General features: G+C 70.4%; 26 protein-coding genes. 3 read left to right on the forward strand and 23 right to left on the reverse strand.

Translation table 11 applies throughout. The features are described 5' to 3' along the window. Positions 1-321 precede the first annotated feature (321 nt). The 4 genes from E3T37_RS08580 to E3T37_RS08595 form a co-directional block, all read right to left on the reverse strand. A complete protein-coding gene (locus E3T37_RS08580; RefSeq protein ID WP_134366385.1) occupies positions 322-2595 on the reverse strand; it encodes a polyribonucleotide nucleotidyltransferase in 2274 nt (757 codons plus the stop codon). A 277-nt stretch (positions 2596-2872) separates the two neighbouring features. Next, positions 2873-3838, reverse strand: coding sequence for a dihydroorotate oxidase electron transfer subunit (locus tag E3T37_RS08585; RefSeq protein WP_198416017.1), 966 nt, complete (start codon positions 3836-3838; stop codon positions 2873-2875). Then, positions 3835-4812 (reverse strand): dihydroorotate dehydrogenase, encoded by a 978-nt coding sequence (locus E3T37_RS08590; RefSeq protein ID WP_134366386.1) that lies wholly within the window; start codon positions 4810-4812, stop codon positions 3835-3837. Before E3T37_RS08590 ends, E3T37_RS08585 begins: the two co-directional genes overlap by 4 nt. Before the next feature lie 144 nt (positions 4813-4956). After that, positions 4957-6090 (reverse strand): LLM class flavin-dependent oxidoreductase, encoded by a 1134-nt coding sequence (locus E3T37_RS08595; RefSeq protein WP_134366387.1) that lies wholly within the window; start codon positions 6088-6090, stop codon positions 4957-4959. Positions 6091-6176: 86 nt separating this feature from the next. On the opposite strand from E3T37_RS08595, the gene E3T37_RS08600 reads away from it, so the two are divergent. Further along, a complete protein-coding gene (locus tag E3T37_RS08600; protein ID WP_370263784.1) occupies positions 6177-7898 on the forward strand; it encodes an alpha-glucosidase in 1722 nt (573 codons plus the stop codon). A 3-nt stretch (positions 7899-7901) separates the two neighbouring features. On the opposite strand, the gene E3T37_RS08605 is transcribed toward E3T37_RS08600, so the two are convergent. The 7 genes from E3T37_RS08605 to E3T37_RS08635 form a co-directional block, all read right to left on the reverse strand. Next, on the reverse strand, positions 7902-8366 hold the full coding sequence (locus E3T37_RS08605) for a VanZ family protein (protein WP_134366388.1): 465 nt from the start codon (positions 8364-8366) through the stop codon (positions 7902-7904). An 82-nt stretch (positions 8367-8448) separates the two neighbouring features. Continuing rightward, positions 8449-9984, reverse strand: coding sequence for an amino acid permease (locus tag E3T37_RS08610; protein WP_134366389.1), 1536 nt, complete (start codon positions 9982-9984; stop codon positions 8449-8451). Positions 9985-10020: 36 nt separating this feature from the next. Next, positions 10021-11133: an ABC transporter ATP-binding protein gene (locus E3T37_RS08615; RefSeq protein ID WP_160141014.1), complete on the reverse strand. Its 1113-nt coding sequence runs from the start codon at positions 11131-11133 to the stop codon at positions 10021-10023. After that, positions 11130-11819, reverse strand: a complete 690-nt coding sequence (gene modB, locus E3T37_RS08620) for a molybdate ABC transporter permease subunit (RefSeq protein ID WP_198416019.1) — start codon at positions 11817-11819, stop codon at positions 11130-11132. Before modB ends, E3T37_RS08615 begins: the two co-directional genes overlap by 4 nt. Positions 11820-11822: 3 nt before the next feature. Then, entirely contained in the window at positions 11823-12683 is an 861-nt protein-coding gene (gene modA, locus E3T37_RS08625) for a molybdate ABC transporter substrate-binding protein (protein ID WP_134366418.1), read from the reverse strand. Positions 12684-12709: 26 nt separating this feature from the next. Then, entirely contained in the window at positions 12710-13120 is a 411-nt protein-coding gene (locus tag E3T37_RS08630) for a molybdopterin-binding protein (protein ID WP_134366390.1), read from the reverse strand. A gap of 60 nt (positions 13121-13180) precedes the next feature. Next, the gene (locus E3T37_RS08635) at positions 13181-14077 is read right to left on the reverse strand and encodes a LysR substrate-binding domain-containing protein (protein ID WP_134366391.1); all 897 of its coding nucleotides are present in this window, start codon (positions 14075-14077) and stop codon (positions 13181-13183) included. Between the two features lie 115 nt (positions 14078-14192). Between E3T37_RS08635 and alsS the strand changes: the two genes are divergently transcribed. Further along, positions 14193-15917 (forward strand): acetolactate synthase AlsS, encoded by a 1725-nt coding sequence (alsS, locus tag E3T37_RS08640; RefSeq protein ID WP_134366392.1) that lies wholly within the window; start codon positions 14193-14195, stop codon positions 15915-15917. Next, entirely contained in the window at positions 15914-16645 is a 732-nt protein-coding gene (gene budA / locus E3T37_RS08645) for an acetolactate decarboxylase (RefSeq protein WP_134366393.1), read from the forward strand. Before alsS ends, budA begins: the two co-directional genes overlap by 4 nt. A 10-nt stretch (positions 16646-16655) precedes the next feature. Here the strand turns inward: budA and E3T37_RS08650 are convergent, their stop codons facing one another. From E3T37_RS08650 to E3T37_RS08705, 12 genes are all read right to left on the reverse strand, one after another. Then, positions 16656-16886, reverse strand: a complete 231-nt coding sequence (locus E3T37_RS08650; RefSeq protein ID WP_134366394.1) for a ferredoxin — start codon at positions 16884-16886, stop codon at positions 16656-16658. Continuing rightward, on the reverse strand, positions 16883-18109 hold the full coding sequence (locus tag E3T37_RS08655; protein ID WP_134366395.1) for an NADH-ubiquinone oxidoreductase-F iron-sulfur binding region domain-containing protein: 1227 nt from the start codon (positions 18107-18109) through the stop codon (positions 16883-16885). The genes E3T37_RS08650 and E3T37_RS08655 overlap by 4 nt, the downstream gene beginning before the upstream one ends. Beyond that, positions 18106-18723 carry a ferric reductase-like transmembrane domain-containing protein gene (locus E3T37_RS08660; RefSeq protein ID WP_134366396.1) on the reverse strand — a complete coding sequence of 206 codons (618 nt, stop codon included), beginning with the start codon at positions 18721-18723 and terminating at the stop codon, positions 18106-18108. The genes E3T37_RS08655 and E3T37_RS08660 overlap by 4 nt, the downstream gene beginning before the upstream one ends. Continuing rightward, complete coding sequence (locus E3T37_RS08665; RefSeq protein WP_134366397.1) at positions 18720-19691, reverse strand: FAD:protein FMN transferase; 972 nt, start codon at positions 19689-19691, stop codon at positions 18720-18722. The genes E3T37_RS08660 and E3T37_RS08665 overlap by 4 nt, the downstream gene beginning before the upstream one ends. 1 nt (position 19692) lies before the next feature. Continuing rightward, the gene (locus tag E3T37_RS08670) at positions 19693-20019 is read right to left on the reverse strand and encodes a hypothetical protein (RefSeq protein WP_134366398.1); all 327 of its coding nucleotides are present in this window, start codon (positions 20017-20019) and stop codon (positions 19693-19695) included. A gap of 78 nt (positions 20020-20097) precedes the next feature. Beyond that, complete coding sequence (locus E3T37_RS08675; RefSeq protein WP_134366399.1) at positions 20098-21177, reverse strand: LLM class flavin-dependent oxidoreductase; 1080 nt, start codon at positions 21175-21177, stop codon at positions 20098-20100. A 151-nt stretch (positions 21178-21328) separates the two neighbouring features. Next, positions 21329-21598: a 30S ribosomal protein S15 gene (gene rpsO / locus E3T37_RS08680; RefSeq protein WP_134366400.1), complete on the reverse strand. Its 270-nt coding sequence runs from the start codon at positions 21596-21598 to the stop codon at positions 21329-21331. 193 nt (positions 21599-21791) lie between these two features. Then, positions 21792-22430 (reverse strand): maleylpyruvate isomerase N-terminal domain-containing protein, encoded by a 639-nt coding sequence (locus tag E3T37_RS08685; RefSeq protein WP_241994555.1) that lies wholly within the window; start codon positions 22428-22430, stop codon positions 21792-21794. A 183-nt stretch (positions 22431-22613) separates the two neighbouring features. Then, positions 22614-23261, reverse strand: a complete 648-nt coding sequence (gene dhaL / locus E3T37_RS08690; protein ID WP_134366401.1) for a dihydroxyacetone kinase subunit DhaL — start codon at positions 23259-23261, stop codon at positions 22614-22616. After that, the gene (locus E3T37_RS08695; RefSeq protein WP_134366402.1) at positions 23258-24082 is read right to left on the reverse strand and encodes an HAD-IA family hydrolase; all 825 of its coding nucleotides are present in this window, start codon (positions 24080-24082) and stop codon (positions 23258-23260) included. Before E3T37_RS08695 ends, dhaL begins: the two co-directional genes overlap by 4 nt. Next, complete coding sequence (locus tag E3T37_RS08700) at positions 24082-25212, reverse strand: AI-2E family transporter (RefSeq protein WP_134366403.1); 1131 nt, start codon at positions 25210-25212, stop codon at positions 24082-24084. Before E3T37_RS08700 ends, E3T37_RS08695 begins: the two co-directional genes overlap by 1 nt. A 78-nt stretch (positions 25213-25290) precedes the next feature. Further along, positions 25291-26181 (reverse strand): LLM class flavin-dependent oxidoreductase, encoded by an 891-nt coding sequence (locus E3T37_RS08705; RefSeq protein ID WP_134366404.1) that lies wholly within the window; start codon positions 26179-26181, stop codon positions 25291-25293. Between the last annotated feature and the right edge of the window lie 91 nt (positions 26182-26272).

Raw genomic sequence — 26272 nt, forward strand, 5'->3', positions numbered from 1 at the left:
CCGGGGCGGCGGCCGGGGCGGCCGGGGCGGCGGTCGGGGCTGCGGTCGGGGCTGCGGTGGCCGGGGCTGAAACGGCGCCGACGACCAGGCCGAAGCTCAATAGGGAGATGGCGCCGAGGCGCGACAGGGAACGCAGGCGGTTCTCAGAATTCATCATGGGCGCAGGCTAGCGCGATGCCGACGGCGTCAACTAGGACGGGTTGTGACCCCAGCTAGGGGGGGGGTGCGTCCGGGCGCGCAAAAAGCCCGCCCTGCCGTAACAGGACGGGCTTTCCGTCTTACCGACTAACCTGGCGAGAGGTTGTCGGCAGATCTAGCGGACTACGCCTCGGTCGAAACCGGTGCGTCCTCGGTGCCGGCCTCAGCCGACTCTTCGAGTACCGGGGCGAGCGAGAGCTTGCCACGGTCGTCAATCTTGGTGATCTCAACGAGGACCTTCTGGCCCACGCCGAGCACGTCTTCGACGTTCTCCACGCGCTTTCCGCCGGCGAGCTTGCGCACCTCGGAGATGTGCAGCAGGCCGTCCTTGCCCGGGAGCAGCGAGACGAAGGCGCCGAACGCGGCGATCTTCACGACAGTTCCGAGGAACTGCTCGCCAACCTCGGGGTTGGTGGGGTTCGCGATGGAGTTGACCATGGCGCGGGCGGCCTCGGCCGACGGTCCGTCGACGGCGCCGATGTACACGGTGCCGTCCTCCTCGATGGAGATGTCGGCGCCGGTCTCGTCCTGGATCCCGTTGATCGTCTTGCCCTTCGGGCCGATCAGCTCGCCGATCTTGTCGACGGGGATCTGCACGCTGATCACGCGGGGCGCGGTCGGTGCCATCTCGTCCGGGCGGTCGATGGCGGCATTCAGCACGGCGAGGATGGTCGTGCGAGCATCCTTGGCCTGGGTGAGTGCGCCGGCGAGCACCGAGGCGGGGATGCCGTCGAGCTTGGTGTCGAGCTGGATCGCGGTGACGAATTCGCTGGTTCCGGCGACCTTGAAGTCCATGTCGCCGAGGGCGTCTTCGGCGCCGAGGATGTCGGTCAGAGCCGCGTAGCGGGTCTTGCCTTCAACGGTGTCGGAGATGAGGCCCATCGCGATGCCGGCGACCGGGGCGCGCAGCGGCACTCCGGCGTTCAGCAGCGACAGGGTCGAGGCGCAGACGGAACCCATCGAGGTGGATCCGTTGGAGCTGAGCGCCTCGGAGACCTGACGGATGGCGTACGGGAACTCCTCGCGCGTCGGCAGCACGGGGACCAGGGCACGCTCAGCGAGCGCGCCGTGGCCGATCTCGCGGCGCTTCGGGGTTCCGACCCGGCCGGTTTCACCGGTGGAGTAGGGCGGGAAGTTGTAGTTGTGCATGTAGCGCTTCTTGGTGACCGGGCTCAGGGAGTCGATCGTCTGCTCCAGCTTGAGCATGTTCAGCGTGGTGACACCCAGGATCTGGGTCTCGCCGCGCTGGAAGATGGCCGAGCCGTGCACGCGCGGGATGATGGCAACCTCGGCGTCGAGCGGGCGGATGTCCGCGAGCCCACGGCCGTCGATGCGGATGCCCTCGTTGAGCACGCGTGAGCGCACGACGAGCTTGGTGACCGACTTGTACGCGGCGGACACCTGGTTGTTGGCGCCGGCGTCGAGCTCTCCGGCGTCGACCTTCGCGGCGATGGCGTCCTTGACGCGGGCCTTGAGGGCGTCATCGGCGTCCTGGCGGGCGACCTTGTCGGCGATCTGGTAGACGCCCTTGAGCTCCTCGTAGGCGAGGGCCGCGACGGCGTCGTAGGTGGCCGGCTGGTAGGACGGGAACACCGGGTAGTTGCCGGTGGCCTTGGAAGCGGAGTCCGCGACCTTCTGCTGCGCTTCGATGAGCTGCTTGATGAAGGGCTTCGAGGCTTCGATGCCCTCGGCGATGACCTCTTCGTTGGGCTTGATGGCGCCGCCCTTGATCAGGTTCCAGGCGTTGTCGGTGGCTTCGGCCTCGATCATCATGATCGCGACGTCCTGGCCGCCATCGGCATCCGTCACCACGCGGCCGGCGACGACCATGCTGAACACGGCGTCGACGATCTGGGAGTGCTTCGGGAAGGCGACCCACTGGCCGGAGCCGTGCTCGTCGGGGATGAGGGCGACACGAACGCCACCGATCGGGCCCGAGAAGGGGAGTCCGGCGATCTGGGTCGACATCGACGCAGCGTTGATGGCCAGAACGTCGTAGTACTCGTCCGGCGCGATGGCCAGAACGGTGACGACAACCTGGATCTCGTTGCGGAGCCCGTCGACGAACGACGGGCGCAGCGGCCGGTCGATCAGGCGGCAGGTGAGGATCGCCTCGGTCGACGGGCGACCTTCGCGGCGGAAGAAGCTGCCCGGGATGCGGCCGGCAGCGTACATGCGCTCCTCGACGTCGATGGTCAGCGGGAAGAAGTCGAAGTTTTCCTTCGGCTGCTTGCTGGCGCTCGTCGCGGAGAGCAGCATGGTTTCGTCGTCGATGTAGGCGGCGGCAGAGCCCTGCGCCTGCTGGGCGAGACGCCCGGTTTCAAAGCGGATGGTGCGCGTGCCGTACTTGCCGTTGTCGATGATGGCTTCGGCGAACGTGATTTCTGGACCCTCCATATGGGGGTTCTCTCCTTTTTGTTTTTTTGCTTCTCGCCATTCTGGCGACGAAGACTCGGTTGCCCGTATGGCGCGCGAGTTGGACTTGGAGCAGGACAGGGGCGCTGCTGGCCACCAGTAGAAATTCACCAACAACGGATGCTGCCACCGAGTTGGGAAACCACCACCGAGGACCAGCGTGCTGCCGGTCTGCTCCGTTAGTGCTCGGCCAATCCACGGATTGACCTCCTCAAGCCTAACAGAAGACGCTCAGACTGCCGGGTTTGCGGGCCGGGTCCTAGAGTGCGGCGTCGAACACCGGGCCGTCGACGCAGACCAGCGGCCCCTCGACGGCGGGATCCGTGGCCACGGGCGCGGCGCAGCCGTGGCAGTAGCCGAGGCCGCAGGCCATGTGGGCCTCCAGCGAGACCTGCACCGGCACACCCCACTCGGCGCCGAGTTCGGCGGCGAGGCGGGCGAGCACGCCGGCGCCGCAGACCAGGATCACGTCGGGCGGGCCCGCGTCGAACCGGGCGCGCAGCCGTGCGGCGAGGGCGGGCATCCGGCTGCTTCCGTCGTCGTCGGTGACCGGGATCACCTCGGCACCCAGTTCGGCGCAGTCGGCGAGGCCGATCAGGTTGGCGCGGGACCGGCCGCTGACCACGACGGTGGCCTTGAGGCCGAGCCGGGCGGCATCTTCGACCGAGCCCATGACGGCGCAGACGCCGACGCCCCGGCCGATCATCAGGGCCGTGCGGGCCTGCTGCGCGCCGGTCGCGGTCGGGAGGGCGGCATCCGGGAACTCGAAGCCGCGTCCCAGCGGGCCGGTGACCAGGAGGCGCTCCCCCACGGCGACGTCGGCGAGCGCGGTGGTGCCGCGGCCGGCCACGCCGTAGACGACCTCGACGGTGCCCTGCTCCGGGTGCCGGCGGTGGATGGCCATCGGGCGGGGCAGCAGGATGCGCTCCCCTCCCTTCGGCGGCACGGTGATCATCAGGAACTGGCCGGCCAGCGCGGTCGCCGCGATGGTCCGGGTGGCGAGCACGAGCCAGTGGTAGCGCTCCCCCACGATGTCGTGCACCAGCACCGGGGCGTCGTCCCAGACCGGCTCGGGCCGGGGCATCCGTTCGGGCGGACGCACCGAGAGCAGACCGTCGATGGCCGCTTCGTCGGCCGCGGCGAATTCGCGCTGGCGGCGAAGGGCGGCGAGCTGGGAGGTTTCGGCCGGCTCCGGCGTGGTGCTCGGCTCCGGCGTGACGGTCATTCGGCTCTCCAGAGTTCGATCAGGGCGTTGATGTCGCCGGCGCCGTCGGTGAGACAGCGGTCCTGCAGGGCGCGCACGATCTCGACCATGGCGAAGGGCCGCCCGAAGCTGGCCGTGCCGACCTGGATCGCGGTGGCCCCGACCGAGAAGTAGTCGAGGGCGTCGTCGACGGTCTCGATGCCGCCGCAGGCGATCACCGGGATCTGAACCGCGCGGGAGGCCAGCCAGACCAGGCGGAGCACGATCGGGCGGATGCCCGGCCCGGAAAGGCCGCCGATGACGTTGCCGAGGGCGGGGGCTCGGGTGTAGCGCTCGAGCGGCAGCGCGGGGATGGAATTGGCCACGCAGACCGCGTCGGCGCCGGCTTCCTCGGCCGCGAGGGCGCAGTCCGCGATCGACGACACCAGCACGGGCAGCTTGACGATCAACGGCTTGTCCGTTTCGAGCCGGGTCGTGCGCACGACCTCCCGGATCGCATCCGGGTCCGAGCCGATGTCGGCGCCGTGGCGGTCGAGGTTCGGGCAGGAGACGTTCAGCTCGTAGGCGACCCCGGAACCGGCCAGGTCGCGCACGACCCGCGCGTACTCGCCCGGGCGGTGGCCGCCCACGCTGATGATCGTGGGCACGCCGAGGGCCTGGTAGTGCGGATGCTGCTGCGCCAGGTAGCCGGCCGCCCCGCGGCTCGGGATGCCGACACTGTTCACCATCCCGGCCCGGATCTCGGTCAGCCGGTGGGCCGGGTTGCCGCCCCTGGGCGTGCCGAACACAGTCTTGGTGACGACCGCGCCGAGCTCGGTGACCGGGATCAGCCGCCCGAGCGAGGGGCCGAAGCAGCCCGAGGCCGGCATCACCGGGTTGGCCAGGGTGAGGCCGCCGATCCGCACGGAGAGGTCGACGGCCGCGGCTGAAGCGGGGCGGGCGTCGAAGAAGGCGCGGCGCGCATCCGTCGTGGCGTCAGGGGGCGCGAGGTTCATGGTCGTCTGCTTCCGCGGCCCGTGAGCATCCGTTCCGCGCCGCACTCCCAGTATCCCGCGCCCAATCTCCCCGCCCAAAATAGGCGCCCCACCCCACCGAGCCGTGAGTTCGGCTGGCTTTTTCGCGAAAAAGTGGGTCGCAACTCACCGCTCGGCGAGGGTGGCGGGCTCGGGGTGGGCCGGGGCGGCCGTCAGGGACGCGGACTTCAGGGCGGCGGCCTTCAGGGAGGCGTGCGTGGGGGCGTCGGGCACGTGCGCCGGACGGTTGGCCGCCAGCTCGCGGCGGAGCACGGGCACGATCTGGCCGCCGAGGATGTCGAGCTGCTCGAGCACGGTCTTCAGCGGCAGCCCGGCGTGGTCGATCAGGAACAGCTGGCGCTGGTAGTCGCCGAAGTAGTCGCGCATGCCCGCGTAGCGGTCGATGATCTGCTGCGGGCTGCCCACGGTGAGCGGGGTCTGCTCGGTGAAGTCCTCGAGGCTCGGCCCGTGGCCGTAGACCGGGGCGTTGTCGAAGTAGGGGCGGAACTCGGTGACGGCGTCCTGCGAGTTCGTGCGGGCGAAGAACTGGCCGCCGAGGCCGACGACGGCCTGATCGGCGGCGCCGTGCCCGTAGTGCTCGAACCGGGACCGGTAGAGGCCGATCAGCTTCGCGTAGTGCTCCCTGGGCCAGAAGATGTTGTTGGCGAAGAAGCCGTCGCCGTAGAACGCGGCCTGCTCGGCGATTTCCGGGCTGCGGATGCTGGCGTGCCAGACGAAGGGCGGCACGCCGTCGAGGGGGCGCGGCGTCGACTGGAACCCCTGCAGCGGGGTGCGGAACTGGCCCTCCCAGTCCACGACGTCTTCGCGCCAGAGGCGGCGGAGCAGCGCGTAGTTCTCCAGGGCCAGCGGGATGCCCTGCCGCACGTCCTGGCCGAACCACGGGTATACCGGGCCGGTGTTGCCGCGGCCGAGCATCAGGTCGACCCGCCCGCCGGAGAGGTGCTGCAGCATGGCGAAGTCTTCGGCGATCTTGACCGGGTCGTTGGTCGTGATCAGCGTGGTCGCCGTGGAAAGGATGATGCGCTCGGTCTGCGCGGCGATGTAGCCGAGCAGGGTCGTGGGCGACGAGGGCACGAACGGCGGGTTGTGGTGCTCGCCGGCGGCGAAGACGTCGAGTCCGACCTCTTCGGCCTTCCGGGCGATGGCGACCATGGCCGTGATGCGCTCGTGCTCGGTGGGGGTTCGGCCGGTCGTCGGGTTGGCCGTCAGGTCACCGACGGTGAAGATTCCGAATTGCATCTGCAGCCTCACTCTCAGCACCCGAAAACGGCGCACGAACAGGCACCGATCCTATTCCTTCCAGGGTGCCATGACAGGATCGGGACATGACAAACCCCGTTCCCACGGCCGTGATGCCCGCCTCCGACAGTGACGCGCCCGCCGGTGCCCCCTGGTGGACGAAGGCGGTCGTCTACCAGGTGTATCCCCGCAGCTTCGCCGACTCCGACGGCGACGGGGTCGGCGACCTCGGCGGCATCCGTTCGAAACTGGACTACCTCGCCGACCTCGGCGTGGACGCCGTCTGGCTCTCCCCGGTCTACCCCTCGCCGCAGCACGACAACGGCTACGACATCAGCGACTACCAGGAGATCGAGCCGGTCTTCGGCAGCCTCGCCGAGTTCGACCTGCTGCTCGCCGAGGCGCACGAACGCGGCATCAAGATCGTGATGGACCTCGTCGTGAACCACACCAGCGACGAGCACGCCTGGTTCCAGGAGTCCCGCAGTTCGCTGACGAACCCGAAGCGCGACTGGTACTGGTGGCGGAAGCCCCAGGCCGACGGGAGCGCCCCGAACGGCTGGGGCAGCGCCTTCAGCGGACCCGCCTGGACCCTCGACGACACGACCGGTGAGTACTACCTGCACCTGTTCGCGAAGCAGCAGCCCGACCTCAACTGGGAGAACCCCGAGGTGCGGCAGGCCGTCTACTCGATGATGAACTGGTGGCTCGACCGCGGCGTCGACGGCTTCCGGATGGACGTGATCAACTTCATCGCCAAGCGGGTCGAGCTGGTCGACGGACCGGCCGCGGCCACCGGCGGCGGCTCCCCGATGGGACCCCAGATCCACGACTTCCTGCAGGAGATGCACCGCGAGGTCTTCGAGGGCCGCCGGGGCGAGCACCTCACGGTCGGCGAGATGCCGGGCGTGAGCACCGACGACGCCCTGCTGTTCACCGATCCGGCCCGGCACGAAGTGGACATGATATTCCAGTTCGAGCATGTGGGCCTCGACCAGGGCGAGCACAAGTTCGACGTACTGCCCCGCAACCTGCCGGCACTGAAGCAGAGCCTCTCCCGCTGGCAGGACGGCCTCGCCGCCACCGGCTGGAACAGCCTCTACCTGAACAACCACGACCAGCCCCGGCTGGTGTCGCGCTTCGGCAATGACACCACCTATCGTTACGAGTCGGCCACGCTCTGGGCGCTGGTGCTGCACCTGCACCGCGGCACGCCCTACATCTACCAGGGCGAGGAGATCGGCATGACGAACGTGCGCTTCGACTTCATCCACGACTACCGCGACCTCGAATCACTGAACCACTACCGCGAGGCCGTGGAGGACTTCGACCTCGACCCCGGCACCGTCCTCGCCGGGGTGCAGACCATGGGCCGGGACAACGCCCGCACCCCGATGCAGTGGGATGCCTCCCCGCAGGCGGGCTTCACCACCGGAACGCCGTGGCTGGCGGTCAACCCGAACAGCGCGGACATCAATGTCGCCGCCGACCTCTCCACCGAGCGCAGCATTTTCCGCTTCTACCAGTCCCTGATCGAGCTGCGGCACGAGAGCGAGGTCGTCGCCCTCGGCGACTTCGCCCTGCTGGAACCCGACCACGAGGCCCTGTATGCCTTCACACGTACGCTCGGCGACGAGACACTTCTCGTCGTCGCGAACGCCTCGGACGCACCGCTGTCCGGCCCACTGCCGGCGGACGTCTCCGGCGCGGAGCTGGTCCTGGCCAACTACCCGGCCGATCCGGATGCCGCCGCCCACCCCACGGAGACGACCCTTCGACCCTGGGAAGCGCGCCTCTACCGGCTGTAGCTGCTACCGGCTGTAGCCGACGGATGCCGCCCGGCCGGCGGCATCCGTCTTGCGGGGCACGATCTTCCAGGCCGTGATGACCAGGGCGACCAGCACCCCGAGGACCGCGCCGGCAGTGTTGGCGACCAGATCGCGGAGATCCGGGTAGCGGGTCGGCAGGAACTGCTGGGTGAACTCGATCGAGCAGGTGAGGGCGACGCCCACGACGATCGCCAGCCACCACTGGCGACGGCCGAAGAGGAGCACCAGGAAGACGCCGATCGGGATGAACATGCCGATGTTGGCGGCGAACTCGACCCGGCCGTAGGTGATCCAGTCGGTGGAGTCGTGCCGGGCGAAGAACCCGAGCGCGCGCAGCAGCCAGCCGTTGTTGGACGTGTTGAGCGGCTGCGGCCCGAGCGTCACCCAGCCCACGAACGCCAGATAGGCGAGCGTGGCCGAGGACAGGACGGGATGGCGGTGCAGCATGGCTCCATCCTCCCCGATCCCGGCTGGGCTTCCACCCCATCCGCCGAACGGCAGTCGGGGCGATGCGCGGCGGGCGCGGGCGCTACTTGCCCAGCGTGGCCCGTTCTTCGCGGATGACCTCTTCGCGGAAGGTGGCGTCGAAGACGCGCTTCGCCTCGATCCCGACCACCGAGTGGCGACGGCCGTAGAGGAAGTACACGGCGAGGCCGATCGCGAGCCAGACCGCGAAGCGCACCCAGGTGAGCGTCGTGAGGTTGAGCATCAGCCAGAAGCAGAGCGCGGCCGACAGGATCGGCAGGTACGGCGAGAACGGCACCTTGAACGCCCGCGGCAGGTCGGGGCGCTTCTTGCGCAGCACGACCACGGCGATGCTGACCAGCACGAAGGCGGAGAGCGTGCCGATGTTGATCATCTCTTCGAGCACGCCCACGTCGGTGAACCCGGCGATCAGCGCGACGGCGGTGCCGGCGATGATCTGCACGCGCGCCGGGGTGCCGCGCTTGGCGGAGGTGACGCTGAGCCCGCGGGGCAGCAGGCCGTCGCGGCTCATCGCGAAGAGCACGCGGGACAGGCCGAGCAGCAGCACCATGATCACGGTGGTGAGTCCGATCAGGATGCCGACGGAGATGACCTGGGCGGCCCAGCCGGCGCCGACGGAGACGAACGCCGTCGCCAGGGAGGCGTTCGGGTCGTCGGCCAGCACGGTGTAGGGCACCATGCCGGTGAGCACGAGGCTGACGCCGAGGTAGAGCACCGTGACGATGGCCAGGCCGGCGAAGATGCCGCGCGGCAGGGTCTTCTGCGGGTTCTTCACTTCTTCGGCGCTGGTGGCGACGACGTCGAACCCGATGAAGGCGAAGAAGACCAACGAGGCACCGGCAAGCAGGCCGAACAGGCCGTACTGGGCCGGCTGCGCGCCGGTCATGAACGAGAACAGCGACTGCATCCAGACGTCGCCCGCACCGCCAGTCGACGGCACCGACTTCGGGATGAACGGCGTGTAGTTCTCCGGCTTGATGAAGAAGGCGCCGACGACGATCACGAACACGACGATCGCGACCTTGAGGATGGTGAAGACGCTGGCCACCCGGGCGGACAGTTTCGTGCCCAGCACCAGGAGGGTGGTGAAGATGGCGACGATGACGAACGCGCCCCAGCTCACCTGCAGGCCGAACACCGGGATCGTGGCCGGGACATCCCAGTTCCAGAGCTTGAAGACCTCGCTGAGGTAGATGCCCCAGTACTTGGCGATCACGGCGGCGGCGGTCAGCATCTCGAGGATGAGGTCCCAGCCGATGATCCAGGCGAGCAGCTCGCCCAGGGTGGCGTAGGTGAACGTGTACGCCGAGCCGGCCACGGGAACCGCCGAGGCGAACTCCGCGTAACACATGATGGCGAGCGCGCAGGTGACCGCGGCGAGGAGGAACGCCAGGGTGACGGATGGCCCGGCGTAGCTGCCGGCCGCCTTCGCGCCGACCGAGAAGATCCCGGCGCCGACCGCGACGGCCACGCCCATGATCATGAGGTCCCAGGTGCCCAGCGTGCGTTTGAGGCTGTGGCCCTTCTCCTCGGAGTCGGCCATGGAGGCTTCGATGCTCTTGGTGCGCCAGACGCTCATGCGGGAGGTTTCCGTTCCGTTGGGTACCGGACCATATTATTGCGGAGCGAGCTCGGCCAGGTGCACCGACCGGCGATGCACCAGGACCAGCACACGGGAACCCCCCGTGAGGCCGAGCGCCTGGAGCTCGCGTCGGGTGAGGAAACAGACCAGCGGGAAACCGGCATCCACCTGCACCCGGATCAGGGAGGCCTCCTCGATGATTCCCGTCACGACGGCGGGCAGCGAGTTGGTGTCCGGGGGCGCCGCGGAACCCGGATCCGCGCGGAGTCCGACGTCGCCGCCGCGCAGGCAGACCGCCACCGCCTCCCCCGCGGCCAGCGGATGCCGGCGCCACGACGGCAGGTCGGCGACGACGCTCGCCTCCCCCACCCGCAGCCGCACGGTGCCGCGGTCGACCGACACGACCCGGGCCGGGCTGATCGTGTCCATGCCGACGACCCGCGCCACCATCGCGTCAGCGGGGCGGTCGAAGACCTCGGCCGGGGGGCCGGTCTGGTGCACGGCGCCGTCGATGAGCACGACGAGCTGGTCGGCCAGGGCGAGGGCCTCGTCCCGGTCATGGGTCACGACCAGAGCCGGGATCCCGGCGTGCAGGATGAGCCGGCGGAGTTCCGAGCGCAGCCGCAGCCGGGTCGGGTCGTCCAGGCCGGCGAGGGGTTCGTCCAGCAGCAGCACGTCGGGCCGGGGCGCGATGGCCCGGGCGAGTGCGACCCGCTGGGCCTCGCCGCCGGAGAGTTCCGCGACGATCCGCTCCTGGAAACCGGGCACCTCGGCCGTGCGCAGGGCGTCGTCGATGATCGCCTGACGCGACGCCCGCGGCATCCGTTTCAGGCCGTAGCCGACGTTCTCGGCCACATTGAGGTGCGGGAACAAGGCCAGGTCCTGGAAGAGGTAGCCGACGTTGCGGCGCCGGGCCGGCACGAACGTGCGGCCGCCGTCGTCCCACAGCGTCGGCCCGAGGGTGATCGTGCCGGAGCTGATCCGGTCGAGGCCGGCCAGGCAACGGATGATCGTGGTCTTGCCCGCCCCCGACGGTCCGAACAGCACCGTGATGCCGGGGTGCTCCAGGTCGAGGTCGAGCCGGGCGCGCACCCGGCGGTGACGGATGTCCAGACGCAGCGCCTTCGACGCCGTTCCGACGCTCACCGCGGCGCCCACAGCAGCGATCCGCGCCGCTGGAAAGCGTAGGTCGCGCTCAGCACGACGAGGGAGAAGACGAGCAGCAGCAGGCTGGTCAGCCCGGCCGTGGCGTAGTCGAAGGACTGCACGGCGTCGTAGACCGACACCGACACTGTGCGGGTCTCCCCCGCGATGTTGCCGCCGACCATCAGCACGACCCCGAATTCGCCCACCGTGTGGGCGAAGGTCAGCACGCCCGCCGTGGCCAGTCCGGCCCGGGACAGCGGCAACACCACCCGGACCAGGCTCTGGCCCCAGGACTTGCCCAGCACGGCCGACGCCTCCAGCAGCCGGCCGTCGACGCCGGCGAACGAGGCGAGCAGGGGCTGCACCGCGAAGGGAAGGCTGTAGATGACGGATGCGATCAGGAGCCCGGTGAAGGAGAAGGCCAGCGTGGTGCCGGTCGTGTCCCGCCACCACCGGCCGAACGGGGAGCCGCTGCCGAGGGCGACGAGCACGTAGTAGCCGAGCACGGTGGGCGGCAGCACCAGCGGGAGGGCGACCACGGCCTCCACGATCACCGTCCAACGGCGACGGGAGAAGGCCAGCCAGGCCGCCAGCGGAATGGCGATGACGAACAGGATGGCCGTCGTCGCCAGCGCGAGCCGGATGCTGACGCCGACGGCCTGCCAGTCCACGGCCTGCCAGCCCACGGTTCAGTTCCCCGGCAGGGTGAAGCCGTAGGCCGTGAGGATGGCCGTGCCCGCGGGGCCGAGCATCGTGTCGCGCACGGTGCGCGCCGCGGCCGGGTCCTGGGCCGCGGAGAGCACGACCCCGCCCTGATCGAGGCGCGGGTAGCTCGCCAGCGGCAGCTCGACCCAGCGGCCGACGCCCTTGAGCGGGTCGGAGAGCACGAGGGACAGCGCCACGATGCCCGCGTCGGCGTTGCCCGACGAGACGAACTCGGCCGCCTGGGCGACGTTCTCGCCGAGCACGAGCTTCGGGCTGACCGCGTCGTACTGCCCGGCCTCCTGCAGGGCGGCGACGGCGGCTTTCCCGTAGGGGGCGTGCTCGGGATTGGCGATGGCCACGGCGGTGACGCCGGGCGAGGCCAGGATGCCCAGGCCGTCCGCCGGGTCCAGGGCCGACCCTTCCGGCACCCACAGCACGAGCCGGCCGACCGCGTACGGGAACAGGTCGGCCTTCTCGGCCAGGCCGGCCTCGACCAGCTGCTGGGGGTAGCTCACATCCGCCGACAGGAACACGTCGAAGGGTGCGCCGTTGCTGATCTGGGTCAGGAACGTGCCCGACGAGCCGTAGGTCGCATCCACCCGGATGCCGGGATTCGTCTTCTCGACCAGGTCGATGATGTCGTCCAGCGCGAACTTCAGGTCGGCGGCGGCGGCCACCCGCACCACCCGGTCGGGGCCGGCCGAATCGGATCCCCCCGGGGCGGCGGGAACGGGAGACGACGCGCACCCGGACAGCGCCGCCAGCACCGCCAGCACGGCCAGCACGGCCACGCCGAGGCCGAGACCCCGGGACGGGCGACGCCGCCCGGCACGGTCGCGGGTCATTCCTGGCCGGGTCATTCCTGGCCGGGTCATTCCTCGTCACCGGGCCGGGACTTCTCCACCACGACCGTCGTGGACTTCACCACGGCCGTCGCCAGCGACCCCGGCTCCAGCTCCAGCTCGTCGGCGGCCTCCCGCGTCATCAGCGACACCAGCCGGAACGGGCCGGCCTGGATCTCGACCACGGCGACGAGCCCGTCGCGCTTCACCTCGGTGACGATGCCCTCGAGGCGGTTGCGCGCCGAACTGGGAAACGGTGCCGCATCCTGCTCCTGGTCCCGGCGCTCCCGCACGAACGCGGCCACCTCGGCCCCGTCGATCACCTGCCGGGATCCCGCCCCGCGGGTGGCGGTCAACCGGCCCTGTTCCACCCACCGGCGAACGGTGTCGTCGCTCACGCGCATCAAGGTCGCCACCTCGCTGATACGCAATTGAGTCATAAAGCCAGATTCTATACGGCAGATTCCATTCCGAACAGGAATTCGTCACGCGCCTGCGGATCAGAGACGGATCTCGGGCTCCTCCCGCGGGAGGGCGAGGTCGACGAAGGCGCGCACCGCCGCCGACGCCCGGCGCTTGCGTGACGCCGCCAGGTAGACGGTGAACTCCGGCACGTTGTCGACCGGGAGCCGGCGCACGCCGGGGGCGTCGTTCGCCGCGAATTCCGGCAGAAGGGCGACCCCGAGGCCGTTGGTCACGTACTCGGCCGCCGTGCCGATGTCGGAGACCTCGATCGTGATCCGCCGCTCGATCCCGGCGGCGGCGAAGGCGTCGTCGACGATCTGCCGGCTGGCATAGCCGGGCGGCAGATCGATGAACTCCTCCGCGACGAGGTCGTCGAGTGTCACCGTGCGGGCGGACGCCAGCCGGTGGCCGTCCGGCACGACCAGCACCATCGGCGAGGAGGCGATCCGCACGGCGATCAGCGGCGCGGGCGCGGGGCCGCTCAGCGCGAGAAAGGCCAGGTCGAGTTCTCCGCTGACCAGCTCGTCCACCAGTCCGGCCGAGCCCCGCCGGGCCGCTCGCAGCCGCACGTCCACGCCCCGGTGGCCGGTGCGGAAATGCCCGAGGAGCCGCGGCACGTTCACCAGCGTGACGGAGGTCATCAGGCCGATCACGATGGACCCGGTGATGGCGCGGGTGGTCTCCTGGGCGACGTCGCGCACCTCGTTCACCGCGTCGAGGGCGTCGCGCACCTTCGGCAGGAGCAGTTCGCCCGTCGAGGTGAGCCGGATCTGTCGGCGGCTGCGGTCGAACAGCTCGACCCCCAGTTCGCCCTCGAGCGCGCGAACCCCGGCGGACACGGCGGACTGGGCGATCGTGAGCCGCTCCGCGGCGCGGGTGAAGCTCAGCTCGCCCGCGACGGCACTGAAGAATTCGAACTGTCTGACGTCCACCGGGTAATCATCTCATTTTCAGATCGTTTGCATCACTCTTCGGCGTTGTTTCTTATCTGTTTGAGCGGGAGCATGGATGGGGAAGCCGGATCCGACGGCAAGCCGGGAGGCCAGAATGACGAACATCTCACCCGCGGTGGACAGCACCGCCAGCACCCGGGCGGCCGGCACGGCCGACCTGGCCCGCCGCTCCGCCGACCGCGTCGTGGAGTGTCTGAAGGCCTACGGCGTGAAGTGGGTGTTCGGCGTCCCCGGCGCCAAGATCGACCCCGTGTACGACGCCCTCCTCGACGACGGCCCCGAGGTGATCGTCTGCCGCCACGAGCAGAATGCGGCCTTCATGGCCGCCGCCGTCGGGCGCCTGAGCGGGCAGCCCGGCGTCGTGCTCGTCACCAGCGGCCCCGGCACCGCCAACCTCGCTACCGGACTGCTGACCGCCACGACCGAAGGCGACCCCCTCGTCGCCCTCTGCGGCGCGGTGTCCCGCGCCGACCGCCTCAAGCGCACCCACCAGACGATGGACGCGGTCGGCATGCTCTCGGCCGTGACCAAGTCGGCCGGCGAGGTCAGCGTCGCCGACAACGTGCCGGAGGCCATCGCGAACGCGTTCCGGATCGCGACGCAGGAGCCCCGGGGCGCCGCCGCCGTCGTGCTGCCCTACGACGTCCTCACCGATTCGACCGCGGTGACGATGAAGAACCCGCACTGGGTACCGCGGCTGGGCGCCGCCGCTCCCGAGAGCGTGAAGCGGGCCGCCGCGCTGCTCAAGGATGCCCGGATCCCCGTCATCCTGGCCGGCGCGCGTTCGGGCTCCGACGAGGCCACCGCCGCGCTGCACCGGTTGCTGGGCGTCGCCGGGCTTCCCGTCGTCGAGACCTTCCAGGCTGCGGGCGTCATTTCGCACGAGCTCGAAGAGCACTACCTGGGACGGGTGGGCCTGTTCCGCAACCAGCCGGGCGACATCCTGCTGCACAAGGCCGACGTGATCCTGGCGATCGGCTACGACTTCGTCGAGTACGAGCCTTCGAAGTGGAACGAGGACCACCAGCGCGTGATCATCCACCTCGACGAGCTGGCGGCCGACCTCGACGACTACTACCGCCCGACGGTGGAGCTGCGCGGGGACGTGGCGGAGACGATCGACGCGCTCGCCCGGCAGATAGACGGCCTCGTGCTGCCCGCCGCCGCGGCATCCGTCGTCGCAGACCAGCGCGCACGATTGGCGCAGGCGGACCAGCCCACCGGGCTGCGCGACGAATCGGAGGGCGTGCACCCCGCCGACCTCACCCTGCTGATGCGCGAACTGCTGCCGGATGACACAACGGTGCTCTGCGACGTCGGCTCCCACTACATCTACATGGCCCGGCACTTCCGCACCTACCACCCCCGCACCCTGCTGTTCTCGAACGGCCAGCAGACGCTCGGCGTGGCCCTGCCCTGGGCGATCGCGGCGACGCTCATGCGCCCGGGAACGCCGGTCGTGTCGGTCTCCGGCGACGGCGGCTTCCTCTACTCGGCGATGGAGCTCGAGACCGCCGTGCGGCTCGGATCGACGTTCACGCATGTCATCTTCAACGACGGCACCTACGACATGGTCGCGTTCCAGCAGCAGGGCAAGTACGGACGCACCTCCGGCGTGCAGCTGGGCGACTACGACGCGGTCGGCTACGCCGAGTCATTCGGCGCCCACGGCTACCGCGTCACCCATCTCGACGACTTCGCCGGCATCCTGGCCCAGGCCATGGCCGAGCCGGGACCGAGCATCATCGACGTCCACGTCGACTACCGTAATAACAGGGACGACCTGATGGCCGACCTCGAAAGCGATGTGCTGCAATGAGCAAATTCACCGTCTCCCGACACGAGATCTTCCAGACCAGCCTGATGAGCGCGCTGCTCGACGGCGTCTACGAAGACGAGATGACCGTTCGCGACCTGCTCGGTCACGGCAGTTTCGGAATCGGCACGTTCAACGGGCTCGACGGCGAAATGCTGATCATCGGCGGCACCTGCTACCAGCTTCGGGCCGACGGCGGCGTCTCCGTCGCCGACCTCGGCGCACACACGCCCTACGCGGTCGTCACGAATTTCGTTCCGCACATTGAGAGCGAGCTGCCCCCCGGCCTGTCGCGCGCCGAGGTGTCCACCTTCATCGACCGGATGACGGCCTCCCAGAACTACATGTACGCCCTGCGGATCGAGGGTGACTTCGAGTGGATCCGGATGCGGACGGTCGTCAAACAGCAGAAGCCGTACCGCCCGATGGTGGAGGCGACCGACGAGGACGCCATCATCGAACTGCACGACGTCACCGGTGTCGTGGCCGGATTCCGCACCCCGCTCTACGAGCAGGGCATCGGGGTGCCCGGCTGCCACGTCCACTTCATCAACGACGAGCGCACGGCGGGCGGCCACGTGCTGGACTTCAAGTTGCGCTCCGGGCGGGCCGCCCTCTGCCTCGGCACCGACCTGCGGCTGCAACTGCCCCTGACGGATGCCTTCCGCAACGCCGACCTCTCCCCCGACGACCTGGAATGGCAGCTGCAGAAGACCGAGCAGCACAAATAGGCAGACGTCTTTACGTCCCCAGCACCAGCCTCAGCGCCTGCCGCGGGCAGAGGGCGACCGCCTCGGAGGCGGCATCCAGTAGGCGTTCCTGAACCGGAACGTCCGACCCTGCGCCCCTGGTCCGGGCCAGCGGGTAGCCCCAGTCGTCCCGGGCAAGCAGTTCGGGCAGGATTTCGGTGCAGAGGCCGCGGCCGTCGCAGGCGGTCCAGTCGATGTGCAGCAGTGAGCGCGGCGCTGTCATGAGTGCTCCTTCCGGCAGGTGCCCGCCAGGTGGGCCCGCACGTCCGCGTCGAACACGGTCAGCGTGCTCAGCACGAAACGAGCGGTTCCGTCGGGGTAGTGGCACGACCCACGACCGGTGACGAGGTCGGCGAGCCGGCGCAGCTCGGCCGGCAGCGAGGGATCCCGTTCGCCGCGGGCCAGCCGCGACAGCACGCTCGCCATCGCCGACAACCCGTTGACGCAGGGTCCGCACTGACCGGCGGTCTCGCCGGCCAGGTAGGTCGCGATCGCACTGGCCACCGTCAGCGGACAGTGCCGAGCATCCTGCCCCATCAGGATTCCGGCGCCGGGGGTGGCCCCGAACCGCGCCAGGTCTTCTCGGTCGAGCCGCACGTTTCCGGCTGAGGCGGGAACCCACGCGCCGTGGAAACCGCCCACCAGCACGCCGGAGAGGCCGGCCGGATCGATCCCGGCGAACCGGAACACGTCGTTCAGCCCCGCTCCGCCGCCGATCTCGATCACCGTCGACGGCCTCCCGCCGCCGGTGACGGTGACCAGACGGGTCCCCGGGTCGGACGCAGTGCCGCGCGAGCGGAACCAGGCCGGACCGAAACGCGCGATCAGGGCGATGTGGGCGAGGGTTTCAACGTTGTGCAGCAGGGTCGGCCGGCCAGCCAGGCCGGACTCGGTGAGCAGGAACGGTCGATCCTGCGGCACCGGGCGACGGCCGGCCAGGGCGCTGACAACGGCCGATGCCTCGCCCGAGACGAAGCTGTCGGCGGCCTCCCGCAGTTCGATTTTCCGGGCATCGCGGCGTTCCCCCAGCGCCCGCGAGACCGCTCCCAGCACGGATGACCGCACGTAGAGATAGGTCGCCGTGCCGTTCAGGGACTCGGCTACGGCCAGCAGGCCGTCGATGACCAGGTGCGGCGCCACGGTGAGCAGCGTCGCATCCTTGGAGCTGAGCGGTTCGCCCTCCGCGGCGTTGCCGATCACCACGACCCGGCGCCCGCGGGCCCGTTCACGGCCCGGCACCGCGGCGAGCTTGCGCCAGGCTGGGAAGGCCCCGCCGCCCCTGCCCTCCAGCCCCGAGTCGTGCAGGGCCGACAGGAGAACCGCCGGGTTGCTGGTCGGCAGCGGCCCGAAAGTGGCGAGGTGGGTGGCGAAATCGGCAGCGGGAGCGGACGTCAGCCGGGTCGTGCCGACCGGCGCGGTGACCGAGGATGCCACGGCGCCGGTCATCGGTTTCGCTCCACTCGGTTCGGGTCGGTCCGTTTCGGGTCTGTCCGATTTTGGTCACCCTGGGTCAGGTCGGCCCGCACCGAGCGGTATTCAACGAAACCGCCGGTGAGGCGCCAGAGGAGGGCCGAAAGCACGGCCACCGCGCAGACGACGGCGAAGGCGATGAACCAGCCCGCTCCGGCATCCGTGCCGTTGCCGATGCCGTGCAGGAGCGCGACCGGCCAGATCAGGTAGGTCAGCCAGTGCACGGCGCGGAAGACCCGCACGCCGACGGAGGCGCGCTCCAGGCTCGTCAGCACCACGGCGATCAGGAGGTCGACGGCGACGGTGCCGAGTCCCAGCCAGAACGGCTTGTAGGCGCCGAGGAAGGGCACGACGAAGTCGACCAGTCGCAGCTGGGCGTATGAGTCGCCGAGGAGCGTGACCAGGTGCACGGCCAGGAACGCGGTCGCCAGCAGTGCCACGTTGCGGTGCACCAGGGTCAGCGCGAAGCGGGGCAGGCCGAACAGGGGCCGGCCGGATCGGGTCAGGATGCCCAGCAGCACCGACATCGTGAACAGAGCCAGGGCGACCACGCCCGTGCCGCGGCCGAGAGCCCAGAGCGCCTCGTTCACGGCTTGCCCTCCTCGTCGGGCCAGCCGACGAGGGTGACCACGGCCCCGTCGGCGGAGACGAGCCGGGCCGGCACGCCCTGCTCACGCAGCCAGGCTTCCGCCGCGGCGCCGCGCACGATCGCGGCGGTGCTGAGGGTGTTCGCGCGGTGGCAGGTGGCCGCCGCCACCGTCGCGGTGCGCCAGACCGGTTCGGCCGGGAGTCCGGTGCGGGGGTTCAGGATGTGGTGTTGCGGCCGTCCGCCCCGCAGCCACCGCCGCTTCTGCGTGCTGGAGGTGGCCAGGGCCTGGCCGGCCGCGAGGGTGACCTGCGCGCTCGGCTCGAGCGGGGCATCCTGCACCAGCACCTGCCAGCCGCCGGCCGGCGCGGGGCCGGCGGTGGCGATGTCGCCGCCCAGGCTGACCAGCACCCCGCAACCGAGGCCGGCGCTGACCCGCGCCGCGACCAGGTCGGCGGCGACGGCCTTCGCGGTCGCTCCGAGATCGAGGGCCAGGTGCCGCGGAACGGTCAGCCGGTTCGCGACCAGCGTGACGCTCCTCCAGCCGGGGGCCCGGGACGCGATGGCCCGCACGGGGACGCCGTCGTCACCCAGGAGGAGCCGGATATCCCGGTCGTAGCCGACCGCGTCGAGTGCGTTGCCGAGGGTCAGGTCGACGTCACCGTCAGTGAACCGGGCGGAGGCGAGCGCCCGGCGGACCAGGCCGGCGAGCGTGTCGTTCACCTCGACGCCGTCCGGCAACCGATCGGCCAGGACGCGGATCTCCGAGTCGTCGCGGAACCGGCTGGAGGCCGCCTCGATGTCCGCGAGCACGTCATCCGCGATCGCGCGCGCCTCCTCGGCCCGCCCGCTCTGCCCGCTCTGCCCGGTCGGCCCGGCGTTGGTGAGCACGATGCGGGCGGTGGTGCTCCACAGCTCCCAGTCCAGCGTGGTGACGTGGGCCGTGGTGACGCCCGCTGTGATGGCGGGCATGTCAGGACCCGTTGGTGGTCGCGTTCGGGGACCGGCCGTTGCCCGGGGTGATCGGGGACACGTTCTGCTGGGGCTGCGGTGCCTGCTGCACGGGCTGGGACGACCCTTCTTCCCCGTCGCCCCATTCCCCGTCATCCGAGCCCTGGGTGTCCGCGGCCGGGGCCTGCTGCGTCGTCGGTCCCGCGGCGGTCGCCCTGGTCGCCAGCGCATCCGCCCAGCTGTGGAGACCGAGCGCCGAGGCGGCGACCACGGCCAGAACGCCGATCGTTCCCGTGACGATCCGGCTGAGCCGCTTGCCGTGTTCGCGAGCATCCATGGTCTGTTCCACCCTCCGATTGTCTACAGTGACAACGCTGGCAGGGGTCGCTATGCGTTTCCTATGAAAAAACCCCGAGCTGACAGGGTGTTAGGGACCGGTGACGGGCGCGGGCGCGGCCTCGAGGAGCTCGGCGGCGAGGAGCTCCAGCGTGCGCTCCCGGGCGGGGGACGTGGCCGGGGCGGCCGTCCCGTGCGCGGAGGCGATGGGCTGCAGCATGACCTCGTCGACCCCGAACCGGGCCGCGAGGTCACGGATGCGCGCGGCGGCGGCCACCGGCTCGTCCAGGATCCAGGTGGCGGACATCCGCTCGATCATGCCCTGTTGCGCCGGCGCCATCGTCGTGGCGGCGGCCTCCTCGAGCGTCGCGAGCGGGCCGAGCGGCTGGCCGGAACGCAGCCGAGCCATCTGCTGCATCTGCGGCAGGGCGAGGGCACGGGCCTCGGCCGCGGTGTCGGCGACCACCACGTTGAGGGTGAGGATGGTGCGCGGCGCGGCCAGGGTGTCGCTCGGAGTGAAGCCGCGTCGGTAGAGGTCGAGGGCCTGGGTGGTGCCGTCGCCCGCGAAATGGTTGGCGAAGACGTAGGGCATGCCCTGCTTCGCGGCGAGCCGGGCCGAGTAGTCGCTGGAGCCGAGCAGCCAGATCTCGGGCATCGCGTCGGCGGCGGGGGTGGCGCGCAGGGCGTACTCCTGGCCGGAGGTGAGGCTCAGGGCGGCCCCTCCGGGCTGCAGCAGCGCAGCGATGTCGTCGATGTTGCGGGGGAAGGCGTCGACCTCGCTGACGGCGCCGCTGGAGCGCAGCAGCGCGGTGATCATCGGGTCGCTGCCGGGCGCACGGCCCAGGCCCAGGTCGATCCGGCCGGGGAAGGCGGCCTCGAGCAGGCCGAACTGCTCGGCGATCACGAGCGGGGAGTGGTTGGGCAGCATGACTCCCCCGGAGCCGACCCGGATGCGCTCCGTGCGGGCGGCGAGAATGCCGATCAGCACCGGCGGGTTCGTCGACGCGACGGCCTGCATATTGTGGTGCTCCGCCACCCAGTAGCGGGTGTAACCGAGCCGGTCGGCGCTCTGCGCGAGGGCGACGGATGCCGCGATCGCCTGGGCCGAGCTCTGGGCGGTGCGGACGGGAATCAGGTCGAGCACGGAGAGGCTCAGGGCGGAAGTAGTCATCGCTTCGGGAAACCCTTCCGGGCCCGGTCTTATTCCCCGGACTCATTCCCTGGCCTGCCCGGCGGGCGAACGCGGCGGGTACGCAGAACGGGCCGCCACCCTCAGGTGACGGCCCGTTCGCAAGAAGATCGCGTTGTCTTCGAAAAGTGCCTTAGCGGCGAAGTCCGAGGCTGCCGATCAGCGTGCGGTACCGAGTGATGTCGATGTCCGACAGGTAACCGAGCAAACGACGGCGCTGACCAACCATGAGAAGCAGGCCACGACGTGAGTGGTGGTCGTGCTTGTGCTCTTTCAGGTGCTCCGTGAGGTCCAGGATGCGCTGCGTGAGCATGGCAATCTGAACTTCGGGGGACCCGGTGTCGCCTGGGTGGGTAGCGTACTTTTCGATGATCGCCTTCTTTGCATTAGCTTCGAGTGCCATAGATGGGATCCCCTTTCTCTCACTGCGCGGTGCCCGGGGCCGAATGCCTGGGCTCTCTTGATCCGCGGCCGTCAAACGGCAACCCACCGAGTTTAGCAGAGTCACGGATGCCCCGGCGCAGCGGCCGTGAATGCTTCGGCCGTGAATGCTTCGGCCGTGAATGCTTCGGCCGTGAATGCTTCGGCCGTGAATGCTACAGCACCGTGAAACCGGCCGGCAGGCTCCCCCGCCCGGTGGCCGCGAGGAGCAGGTCCGCGGCGAGGCCCTTCCGCAGCGCCAGATCCCCCAGCAGGTGCAGGCTGACGGATGCCGCGGCATCCGGAACCTGCGCCTGCACCCCCAGGCTCGCCCGGAGGTCGCAGGTGTGCACGGTGAGCTCGAAGATGCGGGTGGGCAGGTAGTCGGCCAGGCGCATGGCGCCGACCGGGGTGGCGACGACGGCGTCCCCGGCGGTTTCGGCGACGAGTTGCAGCACACGGTCGGCGATCACCGACACCTGCCGGGCCGGGTCGGGGCCGAGGGCCGCGCCGGCGTCCCGGCCGCGCCGGGCGACCGTCGCCGGATCCCCCAGCGAGGCGAGGGCCAACGGGTAGTAGTCGACCGCCGACAAAACCGCGACGGCGGCGCCGGACGCGGCGGGGGCCTGGCCGAGGTAGGTCTCCACGGTCAGCAGGGCCCGGCTGGTGTGCCCGACGAGGTCCCGCACGGTCCACTCGCCGAGGCCCGGCCGCTCCCAGTCGTTGACGAGGGATGACGTGTCGACGAACCAGCGGGCGGCCTGCCGGAAGGCCTCGCGGGTGGCGGGCCAGGCGTGCATCGAGTCGTCGTTCATGTGCCCACCCTCCACCCGTACCCCACCCGCCGTCTACCGCGGCCGCGGCTCGCGGCGCAGGTTGTGGCCGCGGGCGCAGGTTCTAACGCGCGCCCGCTGCCCGAAGGTGCGCCGCGAGACCGACGGCTGGTCGCGACCGACGGCTGGTGTGTTCGGCGACTGGTGCGTTCGGTCGGTCGCCGGTCAGAGGTCGTCGCGCGAGGCCCATTCCCGGCTGAGCCGCTCCAGGATGACCGCGACGGCGACCGCTCCAGGATCGGGCGAGCCGATGCTGCGTTCGCCGGTGTAAATGGCCCGTCCCCGGCGGGCCTGCAGCAGGCTGGTGGCGTCCGCGCTGGCCCGGGCCACCCGGGCCATGCGGGCGAGGGCCGCGGCAGGGCCGCTTGCGGTGGCCAACTCGGACTCGAGGGCATCCGTGGCCGGCACGAGGGCGTCGAGGAGGGTCTTGTCGCCGAGGTCGGACTTGCCGCGGCTCTTGATTCCCTCCGCGGACGCGCGGAGGATGGCGACCACGTCGGCCCCCGTGAGTTCTTCCTTGCCCGACACCGCGGCGGCCGCGCGCAGGAACGCCGTGCCCCAGAGCGGACCGGAGGTTCCGCCGATGCGCCCGGAGATGACCAGCGCCACCCTTTTCAGGAACGCCGACGGGCTGGAACGGTCGAGGCCGTCCCAGTCGGAGAGCACGATCTCGAACCCGCGGGCCAGGGAGAACCCGAAGTCGCCATCGCCGACCACGGAGTCGTGGTCCCCGAATTCCCGCTCGTTGTCGACGGCCGTGCGGGCGATGCTCTGCACGCCGAACGCGGTGTCTGACAGGGCTGTGCGGGTCATCGGTTCTCCAGGGCGTCTGGGGCAGTCGCGTCGGGGGCGGGAATCTCGGGGGCCGCAAGGATGGCGGCGAAATCGGAAAGGTCGACGAAGAATTCCGGCGCCAGGTGCAGCGGGTCGCTGATCGTGACGGTGGTGGGGCCGCCGGGGTCGCCGAGCGAGGACACCACGAGGGCCGCCCCGGTGAAGTCCTCCCCCGCGGCGTAGCCGCTGACCGTGATCACGGTGCGCAGCCCGGCGGCGAGCTCGGCCTTCAGACCGTTCGCACTGTCCTCGACGACCAGCGCGTCGCCGGGTCCGATCCCGAGCTCCCGCAGGGCGCGCAGGTAGACGTCCGGGGCCGGTTTCCTGGCGCCGTCGACGTCACCGGCGAAAACCCGGAACTTTGCCGCAAGCTCGGGTCCGACCGCGTGGGTGAGCACGGTGCGCACGGACTCCTCCGCGGACGTGGACGCCACGGCAAGGGTCCAGCCGGCGTCCGCGGCCTGGGTGACGATCCGGCGGATGCCCGGGCGGGCCGGCAGTGCGCCGCGGTTCACCCGCTCGGTGTAGATCGCGGTCTTGCGCCGGTGCCATCTCGCGACGGTGGAGTCGAGTGCGGCGGGGTCGTCCTGCGGCAGCCCGAGCACGGCGGCGACCGACGGGGTCAGGATGCTGCGCATCCGTTCCTTACCGCCGCCGATCTTCATCTTCACCGCGTAGTCGGGGTCGCTCCACTGCACGGGAACCGAGAACTCCGCGAAGGCCTGGTTGAAGGCCGGCAGGTGGCCGTCGCGTTCGGTGTCGGCGAGCACGCCGTCGCAGTCGAAGATGAGCGCCGGCATCACCTCACGCCTTCCGCACGCCGGCGGTGGCGCCGGAAGGAGAATTTCTCCCGGCGGGTGATCGACTCGTCCGGCCCGTCCCAGACCTTGAAGATCGCCCAGGAGACGGCCACCAGCGGCACCGCGAGCACGGCCCCGGCGATGCCGCCGAGGATCGTGCCGCCGGTGAGGGCGATCAGGATCACCAGCGGATGCAGTTTCAAGGCCCCGGCCATCACCACCGGGTTGAGCAGGTCCCCCTCGAGCTGGTTGACCACGACCACGATCGCCACGACGATCAAGGCGACGATCGGGCCGTTGGCGACGAGGGCCACCAGCGCGGCGAGGATGCCGGCGATCGTCGCCCCGATCAGGGGGATGAAAGCGGTCAGGAACACGATCACGGCCAGGGGCAGGGCGAGCGGGACCTGCAGGATGGCCAGCCCCGCCCCGATCAATACGGCATCGAACAGGGCGATGACCGCGGTGCCGCGCACGTACTGACCGAGGACCTCGGGCGCGACCGCGCCGACCCGGCGCGCGCGCTCGAGGCGTTCCCCGGAGAGGAAACGCAGGAAGAAGCCCCAGATCAGGCCGCCGTCCTTGAGGAAGAAGAACAGGATGATCACGATCAGCAGGAATCCGGTGACCAGTTCGACGGCGGCGGACACCCCGGCGAGAGCGCCGGTACCGAATTCCGCGCTCGTGATGAAGCCGACCAGGGTGTCGCGCACGGCGGCGAACTGGGCGGCGTCCAGGGACAGCGGGCCCTCGACCAGCAGCCCCTGCAGCTCGTCGAGTCCTTCGCTGGCGGCCAGGGACAGTGCGGTCCACTGGTTGCGCACCGCGAAGACGATGAGCGTGACGATGCCGCCGAGGATGAGCACGCCCGACAGCAGAGTGATCCAGGTGGAGAGCATCGCCGAAACGCCGCGCCTGCGCAGCCAGCCGACCACCGGTACCAGCGCTGACGCCAGGATCAGCGCCACGAGCACCGGGATGACCACGAGCTTCACCTGCACCAGCGCGTAGACGATGCCGCCGGCCACCAGCACCACGAGGATGATCTGGCCGCTGCGGAGTCCCCACCGGCCGAGGCGGTCGGTCAGCAGGGAGCGCGGGGGCTGTGCGGGAACGTCGTCTGCGTGCATGCCGCCACCATAGGCACCTGTGCGTCGGCCGTAAAGGCGGCGGCAAAGGCGCTGCCGGCCGACCGCGTACTGAGCGGCCTACGAAGCGTGCCGGGCGAAGGAGGCCGCCACCCGTTCCAGCACGGCCTCCGACCCGGCGTAGATGCCGTCGGGCCGGGGCCAGTGACTGATCACGTCGGTGAACCCGAGCTCGCCGGCGCGACCCACGGCATCCTCGAACGCGCCGGCGCTGCTCAGGGAGTAGGCGCCGCCGCTGTCCAGGGACAGGTAGCGGTCGATGCCGGCCGGGTCGCGGCCCGCGGCGAGCGCCGTGTCGTCGAGCCGTGCCGACAGGGTTGCCACCGAAGCCCACCAGTCCTCGCCGACCGCGCCATCCGCCCCCGTCGTCACCCAGCCGGACCCGAACGTGGTGACCAGGCGCAGTCCCTTCGGCCCGTTGGCGGCGATGACGAAGGGCACCCGCGGCGACTGCGCCGGGGTGCCGACCATGCGTGCACCCACCGCCGTGGCCCAGTCGCCGCTGAAACTCAGGCCGCCCCTGCCCGGCTCCTCGTGGCGCAGCAGCAGGTCGAGGCCGGTGACGAATTCGGCGAACCGTTCGTGCCGTTGCCGGGGTGTGAGCTCGGGCTGGCCGAGCACGCCGGCGTCGAAGCCCGTGCCGCCTGAGCCGATGCCGAGCAGGAACCGCCCGCCCGCGATGTCGTCCAGGGTCGCGATCTCCTTGGCGAAGGTCACCGGATGCCGGAAGTTCGGCGACGACACGAAGGTGCCCAGACGGATGCGGGAGGTCACGACCGCCGCGGCCGTCAGCGTAGGGACGGTCGCGTGCCAGGGCTGGTCGGCGAGGGACCGCCAGGAGAGATGGTCGTAGGTCCAGGCGTGGTCGAAGCCGAGCGCCTCCGCGCCCTGCCACTTGCGGCGGGCCTCCGGCCAGGCGTCCTGCGGGAGAATCACGATTCCGAAGCGCATGCTGAGAGTCTACGGACGGCGGCCTCCGGCGCCTTCTCGCCCGGGCCGCCCGGTGCTATTAATGGTGCAGCTCGCGGTGCCGCCCGCCCCC

The sequence above is a fragment of the Cryobacterium sp. TMT2-10 genome (assembly GCF_004403075.1).
Lineage (GTDB): Bacteria > Actinomycetota > Actinomycetes > Actinomycetales > Microbacteriaceae > Cryobacterium > Cryobacterium shii.

Coding starts and splice junctions, on each gene's coding strand:
- E3T37_RS08590 (WP_134366386.1), bottom strand. CDS start 4,812: ATGAACCTCGCGCCCCCTGACGCCACGACGGATGCGCGCCGCGCCTTC.
- E3T37_RS08700 (WP_134366403.1), bottom strand. CDS start 25,212: ATGCACGCAGACGACGTTCCCGCACAGCCCCCGCGCTCCCTGCTGACC.
- E3T37_RS08650 (WP_134366394.1), bottom strand. CDS start 16,886: ATGACAGCGCCGCGCTCACTGCTGCACATCGACTGGACCGCCTGCGAC.
- E3T37_RS08585 (WP_198416017.1), bottom strand. CDS start 3,838: ATGACCGTCACGCCGGAGCCGAGCACCACGCCGGAGCCGGCCGAAACC.
- rpsO (WP_134366400.1), bottom strand. CDS start 21,598: ATGGCACTCGAAGCTAATGCAAAGAAGGCGATCATCGAAAAGTACGCT.
- E3T37_RS08630 (WP_134366390.1), bottom strand. CDS start 13,120: ATGACTCAATTGCGTATCAGCGAGGTGGCGACCTTGATGCGCGTGAGC.
- E3T37_RS08610 (WP_134366389.1), bottom strand. CDS start 9,984: ATGAGCGTCTGGCGCACCAAGAGCATCGAAGCCTCCATGGCCGACTCC.
- budA (WP_134366393.1), top strand. CDS start 15,914: ATGAGCAAATTCACCGTCTCCCGACACGAGATCTTCCAGACCAGCCTG.
- E3T37_RS08695 (WP_134366402.1), bottom strand. CDS start 24,082: ATGCCGGCGCTCATCTTCGACTGCGACGGCGTGCTCGCCGACACCGAA.
- E3T37_RS08605 (WP_134366388.1), bottom strand. CDS start 8,366: ATGCTGCACCGCCATCCCGTCCTGTCCTCGGCCACGCTCGCCTATCTG.
- dhaL (WP_134366401.1), bottom strand. CDS start 23,261: ATGACCCGCACAGCCCTGTCAGACACCGCGTTCGGCGTGCAGAGCATC.
- E3T37_RS08595 (WP_134366387.1), bottom strand. CDS start 6,090: ATGCAATTCGGAATCTTCACCGTCGGTGACCTGACGGCCAACCCGACG.
- alsS (WP_134366392.1), top strand. CDS start 14,193: ATGACGAACATCTCACCCGCGGTGGACAGCACCGCCAGCACCCGGGCG.
- E3T37_RS08685 (WP_241994555.1), bottom strand. CDS start 22,430: ATGAACGACGACTCGATGCACGCCTGGCCCGCCACCCGCGAGGCCTTC.
- modA (WP_134366418.1), bottom strand. CDS start 12,683: ATGACCCGCGACCGTGCCGGGCGGCGTCGCCCGTCCCGGGGTCTCGGC.
- E3T37_RS08655 (WP_134366395.1), bottom strand. CDS start 18,109: ATGACCGGCGCCGTGGCATCCTCGGTCACCGCGCCGGTCGGCACGACC.
- E3T37_RS08665 (WP_134366397.1), bottom strand. CDS start 19,691: ATGCCCGCCATCACAGCGGGCGTCACCACGGCCCACGTCACCACGCTG.
- E3T37_RS08600 (WP_370263784.1), top strand. CDS start 6,177: ATGACAAACCCCGTTCCCACGGCCGTGATGCCCGCCTCCGACAGTGAC.
- E3T37_RS08705 (WP_134366404.1), bottom strand. CDS start 26,181: ATGCGCTTCGGAATCGTGATTCTCCCGCAGGACGCCTGGCCGGAGGCC.
- E3T37_RS08675 (WP_134366399.1), bottom strand. CDS start 21,177: ATGACTACTTCCGCCCTGAGCCTCTCCGTGCTCGACCTGATTCCCGTC.
- E3T37_RS08580 (WP_134366385.1), bottom strand. CDS start 2,595: ATGGAGGGTCCAGAAATCACGTTCGCCGAAGCCATCATCGACAACGGC.